Below are 12,037 nucleotides of genomic sequence, written 5' to 3'. Positions count from 1 at the left end.
TTATCTTAGAAAGCCTACTCTGTCGGCGTTACCGTGCTACTAAGTGGATACAAGGCATGATAGGCTTCCAGCAATTCACGTGCAATCTTATCTGAACCATGTCCTCCAGAATGAGGAACCACTACCACGAAGGAAATTTTAGGTTTTTCGTAAGGTGCATACCCAAGGATCAATGAGTTATCAGAAGTTGTTCCACCTGTTTGAGCGGTACCTGTTTTAGCAGCTACACTAAATGGTAAACCTGCCATTGCTGTCGCAGCGGTACCTCCAGGCTGAGTAACACGACGCATCCCTTCTTGAACCACCTTGAGGTAGCTTGGATTAATATTAATTTTATTTAAGACCTGTGGCTCTATAGTTGTAATTACATCGCCTGGCTTCTTAGGATCAATAGATCCTTTCCGAATTTCTTTAACCATATGCGGACGAATTCGATAACCGCCATTTGCAACTGTAGAGACATATTGAGCTAATTGGATAGGAGTAAAACTATCATACTGTCCAATTAGAGCATCGGCAATACGACCCATCTCAAATGTTGGAGCCGGCCAACCGGCTTTTTCACTTGGTAAATCAATTCCAGTTTTAACCCCTAGACCAAATTGCTGATTGTAAAAATTAATAACCTTAAAGGATTCACGATAGCTATTTCCTTTTGCTATTTCACGTTCCTTTAATCTCCATCCCATTGTATACATGTAGGTGTTATTAGATACAGCTATTGCTCGTCTGGCGTCAACTTGACCATGGCCACCTAGTTTCCAGTTCCGTTTCTTAACATCCCCAAATTGGAAATAACCAGGGTCAAAAATCGACTCATTGGGTGTTGTTAATTTTTCTTGTAAAGCCATCATAACCGAAATTGGTTTAACTGTAGAGGCTGGTGGATATACCCCTCTTGTAACGTTGTTAAGCTGTGCAGGGGCAACTACCTTTTCATAATTCTCATTGAATTGCTTTCGATTATAGTGGAGGTTTAAATCGTAATCAGGGTAGTTAGCCATGGCCAAAACCTCACCCGTATTAGGATTCATCACGACAGCAGAAGCAGCGTCCACTTTTCCTTTAGCAGAGCGTCTCATGTCATTGACATTCCGTTTGAGAATTTCTTCTAATTTACTTTGAAAGCGATAATCCAAGGAAAGGATCAAATCATTTCCAGGTATTGCTTCACGGGTTCTTCCTTTCACTACCGTCTCTGCATCCTTGTTTACCTGCACATCCATAATGCCATCTTTTCCACGCAAATCTTTCTCATAATATCTTTCTAATCCCTCGACTCCAATACGATCTGTCTTGGAATAACCCATCGCGAGATACTCATTGACCTGACTTGCATTGATTGGACTGATATAGCCAAGAATATGTGTGGCAAAGGCTCCATCCTCATCTTGTCTAATTTGACGAACAGGTTCAACAATTACATTAATACCAGGTAATTCACTTAAATTTTCATTGATTTTGGCTACTTCAATTTCAGTAGCGTTCTCCTTGATGCGACGAGGAATAAATTTAGGCATGCTATAATCTCGCATACTATTTAAGATGCTAATGCGATGCCACTGATATTGACGTTGTTCAGGGGTTAATGGCAATGCCACATCCAAATCAAATCTAGCAGCATACTGAAGTAATTCCGCATCCGTTTTACTGCTCAGCTGACTAACAGAAGGCATCTTATTTAAGAGTGATTTTACTTCCTTTTGCAAAGATTCCTTTACTTTGTCTTCAAGAGCAATTGGATACGGTACGTTAGCTGTGATGATGTATTTTAATAATTGACTGTCATAAGCTGTCTTCGTATCCACGTTTTTGCCGTCTACCTGAATCGTTGCTGGCAATTTTTTTTGTAAAGCTTCACGATCATTTTCATCGAAAGGGGAACGCACTGTAAGTCCTAAAGCAAAAGCTGTTTTTACTAAATCATAGTCCTTTATACCCTTTAATTGATCCGAATTAGGCAGAGCATTTATTTTTGGTGTTAATTGCTGAATGACCTTCTGAGATTGCTCAGGCTTTAGAGTGACTGGTAATGTTGTCTGTAATTCAGTTGCTTTTTTTATCAGCTCTTTATCAGTCCCTATCTTTTCATCCATTTGCAACAAGCCCGTCAGCTTTTCAGCTACTGCTTCTTCATTAATTTCCCGTTTTTGCTCAGAGGTATAAGTAACCGTAAAAACAGGCTTATTCGAGACCAAAACATTATGGTTCACATCTAAGATACGACCACGTGGTGCAGGTATTGGCAATTGTCTAATACTATACTTTTCTAAATCGTGTTGATATTGTTCTCCTTCTACGATTTGTACATAAGCAAGTCGTAAAATGACAGCTGCAAAAAATATAAACACGAAAAAAAACAAAACGTTTAATCTAGTGGCAATATGGGATTTAGGTTGTTGTTGGTTCTCTCCCATTCGAGCTACTCCTCCTTCTGTCAGATCCTACTCATGAGAGCGCTCTTTGTTTTCTTGCACTTGCAAGCAAAGCTTTTTCATCGGTATATAAACGAATGCCGCAAACAACATATTAAGTAGAACTGTCGGAAAAATTTCGTGAGTAAGTGTCCATTGAACATCTACAGGATTGGTCATAAATAAACGAAATAGTGTATAAGTAAGCCATTCATGCCCAAACAGAACTAGAAGAAGCGTAGTAAACACCACGGCAAAGCTACGATGAAATAGCATTAAGACTAGTCCAGCAAAGTACCCTGCTACCATCATAGATAACGTATACACACCGATAATATGACCAAAAATAACATCTTGTAGCAGCCCAAAGACCAATCCATATAATAATCCTTCTCGTCTCCCGATAAACAAAGAAATCAGGATCGTTCCCACTAAAGCAAAGCGGGGAATCGTCTCGTAAGACATCCCCCATGCACTCGGCACAAAAACTTGTACTACCGACCCTTCCAATATGAACAGCAATAGCAAGAAGAGGGACAATTTCGTTCGAGATAACATATTATTTACCCCCTTTTCCCTTCGATTGCTGAGTGGTACCTTTTTGATCAGGAGATACCGATTCACCAGTTGGAGTCGTCACAGTCTTGCGATCAATAACCAAGACATCAGAAATTAACGTAAAATCAGCGTACGGTCTAATATAGGCGGTTTGAGTTAATCCATAGTCTCCTGGCTCTGTTTTGACTACTACACCGATTGGAAGTTTACTAGGAATCATACCACCCAAACCAGACGTAATTACCGCATCATTCATACTTATTTTTTGATCTAAAGGAATTTTACGCATAATTAATAATTTTTCAACCGAATCGTAATCCTCTAAAATTCCACTTACATACTTGGTAGTAGTTGCAGGCTTCTGTTGATTAGGAGCCTGTGAGTTAGTTGCATTTGTTTTATTGCCCGCATTTGCTGTATTATTTGTGCCATTTGTCTGTTGACCATTACCGGTAGTCGAAGGCGGAGTTTGAATTGGTTGAGTAGCCAAAATATATCCAGAGACATGGTTACGATTAGAGCTCTCTCTGCTTGTGAGCAATTCAACTGTCGCAGAGAAATTGGAAACATCCTTCACTCTCCCAATTAAGCCTTTAGAGGTCATAACTGCCATGTCCTTCTTCACGCCTTGTTTGCTACCACTACTGATAACTAATACATCATTCCATTGACTCGAATTCCTTGCAGCTACTTCTGAATAAATCACATTGTAGTCATTTAATTTTTGTTTTGTGCCAAGACTCTCTCTAAGTTGTCCATTCTCATACTTTACGGCTTTTAACTCAGCAGACATTTGAGCATATTGATCCAAACTTGCTTTTAGTACGCGATTTTCTTCATACACATGATAAGCATCTTGAACATTGTGAACAAACTGCGAAACAGCCTGGGCAGGGCGGTAAAAAAGCCCCTGCACCACGCTGGTTGTATCTTTCATAAACTTTTCTGGCCATGTCAAGTTCATTCTGTCTTTAGCGGTATACCCCATCACTACTAACAGAACAACTAAGCCAATTAATACAATTATAAGTTTGCGATTACCGAAGAATGACATAGACACGTCACCCGCTTATCGTCTTTTTGCGCGTGAAGATGTGATTCCGTGTTTAGATTTAAAGAGATGCAAATTCTCAAGTGCACGTCCTGTTCCAATTGCTACACAGTCAAGAGCATTCTCCGCCACATGAACAGGCATACCTGTCTCACGTGTTAATAAACGTTCAATGTGACGTAATAATGCTCCGCCTCCCGTTAGTACAATTCCACGGTCCATGATATCCGCAGCCAACTCCGGAGGACTTTTCTCCAACGTAATTTTCACAGCTTCGACAATCGACATAATCGTTTCTGCTAATGCTTCTGCAATTTCTGTACTCGTAACAGAGATGGTTTTTGGCAAACCTGTCACAAGATCACGACCGCGGATTTCTACCGTTTCTTGTTCATCCGGGGCGATAGCGGAACCAATTTCCATTTTCAACGTCTCAGCAGTACGTTCACCAATCATCAGATTGTATCGACGTTTAATGTACTGAATGATAGCTTCATCCATTTCATCACCAGCTACACGAATGGAACGACTAGTTACAATTCCACCCAGTGAGATGATGGCTACTTCCGTCGTACCGCCCCCAATGTCCACTACCATGCTACCTGTTGGCTCCCAAACAGGTAAGTCAGCACCAATTGCAGCCGCAAATGGCTCTTCAATTGTATATGCTTCTTTTGCTCCTGCTTGTTTCGTTGCATCCTCTACCGCACGTTTTTCAACCGCTGTAATCCCAGATGGCACACAAACCATTACACTAGGACGACGGCTAAAGAAGCCTTGGTTTTTCTGAGCTTGACGAATAAAATAACGCATCATGGTTGCAGTGGTTTCAAAATCAGCAATAACTCCGTCTTTCATCGGGCGAACAGCCACGATATTTCCTGGTGTACGACCAATCATATTCTTTGCTGCATTACCTACAGCCTCAATTGTATTTGTATCAGTGCGGATCGCTACAACAGAAGGCTCGCTCACCACAATTCCTTTTCCTTTAACGTATACGAGGGTATTAGCTGTTCCCAAGTCAATCCCCATATCGCGTGTGAAACTACCAAACATATTGAAAATCTCCTTCCATTTTGTCAAAACGGTCATTTTCCTAGGATGCTTCCGCTGACAGACAGGTATTATTTGTTTTGTGAAAGGGTACGTGTTACATATATCCCTGTTCTTTTAAACTAACGTAATGGCCATCTCCGATAATAACATGATCCAAAAGAGGGATTCCTACTAAATCCCCTGCTTGAAGCAGAATTTTAGTCACATTAATATCCTCTTTACTTGGAGCAGGATCTCCGCTTGGATGATTATGCAAACAGATGATAGAGGCACAGGAGCGTTTAATCGCTTCGCGGTAAATATCACGTGGATGAACAATAGAAGAATCCAAGCTTCCCACAAAAACTGTTTTCTTCCCAATCACCTGATTTTTTGTATTTAAAAACAGGCATACAAAATGTTCCTGCACCAGTCCAGCCATCTCCGGCATCATATAATCTGCTACATCTTTTGGCAAGCGGATACTGATACGAATATCCCTAGCTTTTATGGCTGATCTTCGTCCTAACTCCAACGCAGCTTGTATTTCCACAGCCTTAACGGGACCAATCCCGTTTATATCTGTCAGCTCCTCATGAGTAGCTGTTGCAAGTTGTTGCAAATTGCCAAACACAGCTAATAAGCGCTGCGCTACCCCTTGGACTGAATCTTTTTCTGTGCCAGTCCGAAGTAAAATCGCTAAAAGCTCGACATCAGATAAAGCACCAGACCCTTGCCTTAACAAACGCTCGCGCGGACGCTCATATGTAGGGACGTTTTTTAGCTTCAAATTGTTACAGTTCATCTCTTATTTTGCCCCTTCCGTCATTCCTGCCAAGTGGCTTTTATCATGGAGAAGCAATCTAAGAGGAACACCTACTTGTTTAACAGGGAAATTCCAAATTGATTAAGCATCTGGGCTAAGCGATTAAGTGGCAAGCCCACTACCGTAAAATAATCACCCTCGATTCGCTCTACAATCGTCGATCCAAGACCCTGAATAGCATAGGAACCAGCTTTATCCATCGGCTCTTTACTAGCGATGTATCCACGTATCTCCTCAGCTGTCATTGTTCGCATTTTAACCCGTGTAGATGAATAATCAACTGCTATCTTCCCAGTCGAGACATCAATAATAGCTAGGCCGCTATAAACCTCATGCTCGCGTCCTTCTAAAGAAGTGAGCATCCGAAATGCATCTTCTTCATCATGTGGTTTTCCCAACACCTGTCCGTCTAGCACAACAATTGTATCAGAGCCAATAACTAGACCAAATGACAAATTTTTGGCAACTGCATCCGCTTTCCTATGAGATAAGATTTTCACGATTTCTTCTGGTGCAATCTCTTCAGAAATCGTCTCGTCTACATTGCTCACCTGAATGCGAAAAGGCAAGCCCAAGCAAGCCAGCAATTCTTGACGTCGTGGGGAAGAAGAAGCTAATACGATTTGCTGTTCTGGATTCATTATATCTCCCCCTACCGAATTTTTTTATATATCCAAAAAGCGAAAACAAGCCCTCCGATACTGGCTAGATTTAGTTTTACCTCAAAATGAAGATTGTACTTCAAAATGTCCAAATCTGCCGCAGGACTCCATGTTAACATCTTACTCTCTCGAAGAAAAGGAATCCAAGGACCTAATATTTGCCCTCATAGACTACCAAACAAGAGACCTGATAACAGGACAATCAATAAAATTACAAATTCTTTCCCCGTCATTCTCTCTACCCTCGTTTTTTTATCGTTGTTTGGAAGAAAGTCGTTATAATCACACCTAAGTGTAGCAAAACTTGACATCAAGAGACAACTACCGAAGCAGTTCATTTTCGATTTATTTTTTTGATCATAACGAAAGAAAGGCCTTGGTTGCAAGAAACCTTTTGCAAACAAAGCCTTTTTTCTACTTGTTTTCCTTCATCCATTTAGCATAATAATGTAAATATTGCATAATTCCTTTTTGTACCTGCCAAGCATATGGCTCTGCATTGACTGTTTTTAGCTGAGTCATCGTGCTCATTGCCTGATTCATCCCCTGCACCATACCTGCTACATAGACTTGTTCCTTTTGTGACAGGGCCCGCTGTGTTGCTCTGCTATTGTCTAAAAAGGCGACATGCATGCTCTTTAATTTAGATTCTTGCTCGGCTGTAAGCGGTTGTACTTTTTGCTTATCTGTATTAACCACTTGACTGGATAACGCAGATAGCTGTTGGATGATATCTGCTCCCGATTTGATAAAAGCGTTAACGACACCTTTATCAGCAGAAGTACCTACTTCTAAAGCAGAAGCAGGGACAATCTGGACTTGTTTTTCCATAGCTGGTAGCTTCACTTCTTTTACATAGACATCAATTTGTCTTTGTCTAAAATTATCAGCCAATCCCAAAATAGCATCACGACTAGGAGCTACTCCGGTAAATAAATGAAGCCTTCCATCAATTTGATAAAGAAAATGGGGTAGTCCTTTTTCGTCAAGTGAAGCAATAGCTGGTTCAGCTGCTTTTTGGTCCGTAAACACTCCCATTTGGACCATGTAATAGTTTTGTTCCGGAAATTGTACGCTTGCAAGAACAGCATCTTCTATTTTCTGACTAGCAGAGACAGTTGCTGATGCAGCCTGCTGTGACGTTCCCTCTTTAGGTAAGCCTGCTTCTTGTACATGATTAGATCCGTTAGCTTGATTTCCTCCATGTACAGGAATAGATTTTTCACTGAGTACATTCTTACTTTCAGAACTAACAGAAGAGGGTTGTAGTTCATTTGATTTTGGCAGTGTAGCACCCGCTTGTGAAGGATGCACCAGTTGTTCTTGTACAAAGATATTTAATACAATAAAGCCAAATAATACTCCAAGAATGATGGCACTTATTGTCGTAATAAATACTCTTAAAACAGGTCTCTTGGACATATGTCCTTGATTTTTTATTAATTTATCCCACCATGCTGGGTTCTTTGATTGTTGAAGCCAATCAGAGGAATAAAGCCCCTCGTAGTATGAGGCCTGATATCCCTCAATTTCCAATCGATCCTCTACTATCGCTCTGACTTTCTCGTCTCTTTTCAATGAACCCTCATCTCGATACAATTCAGCTAAGAATTGTTCCTTACTCGTATGAATAGGTGGGTTTTGTTCCTCCAGCTTACCCAGTCGACGCATTGCTTCAGCCAATTCTAGCTCCGCTTCCTTGACTTGTTGCTCGTCGATTTCTTGTCTGGTTTCTTTATTGTCATCACCTTCTAACTCCCGTATTCCTCCATGTATTCCCTCATTACCCATAACCTTTTCTGCCTGTTCCTTTTTGTGATCATGCTGTACTTTTACCTGTATATTTTCTACAGGTTTGTTTGCCCCCGTTTTATTTTTTAGAGGGATGGTAGGTGATAGTTTTATAGATATTCGATTGGAAGGTTGTCCGCTCATAGTAGGTCCTCCTCGTTCTCTTAACTCTAGTACTACTAGTTTACGAACAGACCTAACAGGTTATGACTACTTAGGGAAGAAAAAATGTGCTATAGACATGCAACACATCAATTCTATCTATATAAGTTAAAAACCAGCCAACCGTCAAACAGCATCCAAATGGTATTCCTTCTTTTTTCATCCGTGGCTGTCGCCCTAATAGAATAACAAGTGCAATTGCACTAATTCCTGCTACAAGCAAAAGAGCAATTATATATGCCTTTCCAACAATTAGACCCAGTAAAGCAGCCAGCTTGATGTCTCCTCCCCCCACCCCTCCTTTTGTTATAATTGCTGTTACATACAAAAGTACAAAAGCCAATAACATGGCTAAAATATGTGTCGCAAATGTCTCTTTTTCTAAGGGATAAACCGATCGTATACACAAAAATATTAGAATAGCGGGCAATACAATTGTATTAGGAATCAGGCGTTTCCTCATATCCGTAAGGCAAATCACCCCTAGTAACCCCCCACATAACCATCTGATTAATCGTTCGATTTCAGCTCCTTCTATTAAGATATTGTACCAATCCCACTGAAGCATCCTAAACCACCTGCCCTTAGCTGGTTACTAAGTACACCTTTCTTTTCATCCTATTTCTTTTAACAAAGACAAAAAAACTGCCAGACAAATCCGGCAGTTTTCTTTGTTACCACTATCTAGTTTAGTATGACAATAAATGCTTTTATGCTCAGCTTTCCTGTGTTTCTTTAATCTTTTGTTCTAATTGCTCAGCGAACCAATAGGCGGTTTTCCAAATATCCCCAGCTCCCATTGTCAAGACGAGATCACCTGGTTGTAATTGTTTCACCAACTGATGCTGCACCTCTTCTTTGGTAGGAATGTACTGCGCGCGTGGATGGCTATTCACTTTAATTTTATCAACTAATATCTCCGAGGATACCCCTTCGATTTTCTCTTCGCCTGCTGGAGAGAAAATATCCGTAATAATCACTTCGTCCGCTTCCGCAAAAGCTCGGCTAAATTCTTCCATCAAGAAAAACGTACGCGTATAGCGCTGTGGCTGAAATATTGCAATTACTCGGCGACCACAAGACTTCGCTCCATTTAATGTTGCCATGATTTCTGTTGGATGGTGAGCGTAATCATCAACCACTAGAATATCCTGTGCATGACCAATAATTTGGAAACGACGTTTTGCACCACGAAACGTGCTCAAGGCCTGAGAAATTCTTTCAAAGGAAACCCCTGCTTCTAACGCTACAATCATCGCTGCTAAGGAGTTGGCTACATTATGCTTGCCTGGGAAGTGAAGAATTACTTCGCCTAAATGAACTTCCTTATGCCATGCCTGATAGGTCGTAGTTAGATCACCGCATACAATGTCCGTAGCGTAGTAATCCGCTGATCCACTAAATACAGGGTCAATGGAATACGTAATTACCTGTCGATTAATTGAAGGCATCAATTCACGTACATGCTCATCATCCAAACATAAAATAGCTGTACCATCTGGTTTTATGTTGCCTAGAAAATGAACATACGCCTTTTTCAGGTTGGCAAAATCCCCATCAAAATGCTCTAAATGGTCTGGTTCAACATTGGTTACAATGGCATACGCTGGATGGTATTCCTTAAAAGAGCCGTCACTTTCATCCGCCTCTGCAACTACATAATCACTTTTACCAGCTTTTGCATTCGTACCAGCGTTGACTAGCTCACCACCGATAATAAACGTGGGGTCCTCGCCACACGCTTCCAAAATGTGAGCTGTCATGGATGTTGTAGTTGTTTTTCCATGAGCACCAGCCACGGCTACACCTGTTCTCTCATTTAGAATCTTTGCAAGCATCTGTGAACGATGCAACAGCGGAATCCCTTTTTCCAGGGCCGCTGCAACTTCAGAATTTTCCTTCGATATACTAGTAGAATAAACGACGATATTTGCCCCTTCAATATGAGAAGCATCATGACCGATAACCACTTGTGCTCCTTTTTCTTGTAGTTTTCGGGCAAGATCGTTCATCGCTACGTCCGATCCTGTTACTTTATATCCTAAATCAACTAATACGCGTGCAATTCCACTCATACCATAACCGCCGATTCCGACGAAGTGGACATGTTGCAATGGTTCCACTTTATTCACCTACCTGTTCTACGGGGATTAAAAAGATTGAGCGTACCAAAGAGATGAAGTAAAGTGATCCGCAAATCAGCAACGTCTCATCGCTCTTCGTCTCGTCGCTCAGCCATTCACGCAACACGATTTCCCAATCATTAACACGTTCCAGTTGTTCTTGATTAAAGCCACCATTCAAAAAAGCATCCTCCAAGGTATCTACAGAGGCGGCTCTTGGAAAATCAAAGCTCGTGAGATACACGTTGGCAAATTCGAGCGGCGCCTCTTTAAGAACCCGAGCCATTTGAGACAACGGTTTATCCTCAAGAGCAGAGAACATTAAATAAATTCGCTTTGTATCATTTGCAAGTTCAGCTAAACTGTCGACTAGCATCGTGATACCTTCCGTGTTATGTGCTCCATCTATCATGCATAACGGTTTTCGTGAGACAATCTCCAAACGTCCTGGCCATGTAGCATGCTCCAAGCCTTTTTGTCTATCTTCTTCTTCCACAAAAAAAGCATAAAATTCCCTCATGAGATCTAGAACCATCAAGGCAACACCCGCGTTTTGCACTTGATGCTTGCCTAGTAATCCCAATTGATATGTAGAAGAGGATGGACGAAACAAACTATTATATTCAATATGCTGGGTTCCTCTTGAAACTTCTGTAAAGAGGGGCTTGGAATTAAATTCGCTACCTAACCGATAAAGCTTGCTGTTTTTTTGTTTTGTAATTCGAGAAATAACATCCAGTGCCTCTTCCTGAAGATATCCTACTACAACAGGCACTCCTGATTTGATAATGCCGGCTTTTTCCAAAGCAATCTCACCAATAGTTGAGCCTAGAACATTGGTATGATCAAGACCAACATTGGTAATGACACTTATAATGGGATGGACAACGTTTGTTGAATCTAAACGTCCACCAAGACCCGTTTCCCAAACCACAATCGCAGGTCTGACCACTCTGCCAAAATAACAGATCGCCAGTAAAGTAATAACCTCAAATTCAGTAGGACAGCCATACTCTGTTTCCTGTTCACAGCGCCCCACCAACGGCTTTATTTCATCCACAAGACGAACTAGGTCGTCCTGTGGAATGAGTTGGTTATTAAATCGAATACGTTCGCGAAAATCAGTGATATATGGGGAAGTAAAGGTTCCAACACTAATCCCCGCTTCCAGCAGAACGTGCGTCAAAAAAGTGCACGTAGAGCCTTTTCCATTGGTACCTGCCACATGAACAAATAACAAATTGCGTTCAGGATGCCCTAATTCCTCCAGCATCCAATTCATGCGCTCTAAACCAGGTTTTAGTCCAAAACGTAACAGGCTGTGAAGCCATTCCAACGCTTCATCATAAGTAAGAATGTGATCTGCCTTCATTTACCGTATGACCCCAATCGTTTAGTTATGACAAAAATGA

General features: G+C 41.2%; 11 protein-coding genes. All 11 read right to left on the bottom strand.

Translation table 11 applies throughout. From position 1 onward, the window contains the following. Positions 1-14: 14 nt before the first annotated feature. The 11 genes from ACQV1I_RS06850 to ACQV1I_RS06800 all read right to left on the bottom strand — a co-directional run bounded on the left by ACQV1I_RS06850 (position 15) and on the right by ACQV1I_RS06800 (position 11,997). A complete protein-coding gene (locus ACQV1I_RS06850) occupies positions 15-2,417 on the bottom strand; it encodes a penicillin-binding transpeptidase domain-containing protein (RefSeq protein WP_094701934.1) in 2,403 nt (800 codons plus the stop codon). A 27-nt stretch (positions 2,418-2,444) separates the two neighbouring features. Then, on the bottom strand, positions 2,445-2,972 hold the full coding sequence (mreD, locus tag ACQV1I_RS06845; RefSeq protein ID WP_018672253.1) for a rod shape-determining protein MreD: 528 nt from the start codon (positions 2,970-2,972) through the stop codon (positions 2,445-2,447). 1 nt (position 2,973) lies between these two features. Next, complete coding sequence (gene mreC, locus ACQV1I_RS06840; protein WP_116333171.1) at positions 2,974-4,026, bottom strand: rod shape-determining protein MreC; 1,053 nt, start codon at positions 4,024-4,026, stop codon at positions 2,974-2,976. A gap of 15 nt (positions 4,027-4,041) precedes the next feature. After that, positions 4,042-5,082 (bottom strand): rod shape-determining protein, encoded by a 1,041-nt coding sequence (locus ACQV1I_RS06835; RefSeq protein WP_003338394.1) that lies wholly within the window; start codon positions 5,080-5,082, stop codon positions 4,042-4,044. Positions 5,083-5,176: 94 nt separating this feature from the next. Next, positions 5,177-5,851, bottom strand: coding sequence for a RadC family protein (radC, locus tag ACQV1I_RS06830; protein ID WP_269467103.1), 675 nt, complete (start codon positions 5,849-5,851; stop codon positions 5,177-5,179). A gap of 86 nt (positions 5,852-5,937) precedes the next feature. After that, positions 5,938-6,528 carry a Maf family protein gene (locus ACQV1I_RS06825; RefSeq protein ID WP_018672256.1) on the bottom strand — a complete coding sequence of 197 codons (591 nt, stop codon included), beginning with the start codon at positions 6,526-6,528 and terminating at the stop codon, positions 5,938-5,940. Positions 6,529-6,539: 11 nt separating this feature from the next. After that, positions 6,540-6,692, bottom strand: coding sequence for a DUF4321 domain-containing protein (locus ACQV1I_RS06820; RefSeq protein WP_255193767.1), 153 nt, complete (start codon positions 6,690-6,692; stop codon positions 6,540-6,542). A 271-nt stretch (positions 6,693-6,963) separates the two neighbouring features. Next, positions 6,964-8,484, bottom strand: coding sequence for a sporulation protein (locus tag ACQV1I_RS06815; protein ID WP_094701938.1), 1,521 nt, complete (start codon positions 8,482-8,484; stop codon positions 6,964-6,966). Positions 8,485-8,554: 70 nt separating this feature from the next. Beyond that, positions 8,555-9,070: a prepilin peptidase gene (locus ACQV1I_RS06810; RefSeq protein ID WP_094701940.1), complete on the bottom strand. Its 516-nt coding sequence runs from the start codon at positions 9,068-9,070 to the stop codon at positions 8,555-8,557. Positions 9,071-9,218: 148 nt separating this feature from the next. Then, the gene (gene murC / locus ACQV1I_RS06805) at positions 9,219-10,625 is read right to left on the bottom strand and encodes a UDP-N-acetylmuramate--L-alanine ligase (protein ID WP_116333170.1); all 1,407 of its coding nucleotides are present in this window, start codon (positions 10,623-10,625) and stop codon (positions 9,219-9,221) included. Between the two features lies 1 nt (position 10,626). Continuing rightward, positions 10,627-11,997 (bottom strand): bifunctional folylpolyglutamate synthase/dihydrofolate synthase, encoded by a 1,371-nt coding sequence (locus ACQV1I_RS06800; protein ID WP_116333169.1) that lies wholly within the window; start codon positions 11,995-11,997, stop codon positions 10,627-10,629. Positions 11,998-12,037: the final 40 nt, after the last annotated feature.

The sequence above is a fragment of the Brevibacillus sp. JB24b genome, assembly GCF_051713385.1.
In the GTDB taxonomy this organism is placed as follows: Bacteria; Bacillota; Bacilli; order Brevibacillales; family Brevibacillaceae; genus Brevibacillus_B; species Brevibacillus_B laterosporus.
This window is presented reverse-complemented; position numbering and strand designations above follow the sequence as displayed.

Bases quoted from the DNA above. Each gene is read 5' to 3' on its own strand.
- ACQV1I_RS06850 (WP_094701934.1), bottom strand. From the start codon at position 2,417: ATGGGAGAGAACCAACAACAACCTAAATCCCATATTGCCACTAGATTA.
- mreC (WP_116333171.1), bottom strand. From the start codon at position 4,026: ATGTCATTCTTCGGTAATCGCAAACTTATAATTGTATTAATTGGCTTA.
- ACQV1I_RS06835 (WP_003338394.1), bottom strand. From the start codon at position 5,082: ATGTTTGGTAGTTTCACACGCGATATGGGGATTGACTTGGGAACAGCT.
- mreD (WP_018672253.1), bottom strand. From the start codon at position 2,972: ATGTTATCTCGAACGAAATTGTCCCTCTTCTTGCTATTGCTGTTCATA.
- ACQV1I_RS06810 (WP_094701940.1), bottom strand. From the start codon at position 9,070: ATGCTTCAGTGGGATTGGTACAATATCTTAATAGAAGGAGCTGAAATC.
- ACQV1I_RS06815 (WP_094701938.1), bottom strand. From the start codon at position 8,484: ATGAGCGGACAACCTTCCAATCGAATATCTATAAAACTATCACCTACC.
- ACQV1I_RS06825 (WP_018672256.1), bottom strand. From the start codon at position 6,528: ATGAATCCAGAACAGCAAATCGTATTAGCTTCTTCTTCCCCACGACGT.
- ACQV1I_RS06800 (WP_116333169.1), bottom strand. From the start codon at position 11,997: ATGAAGGCAGATCACATTCTTACTTATGATGAAGCGTTGGAATGGCTT.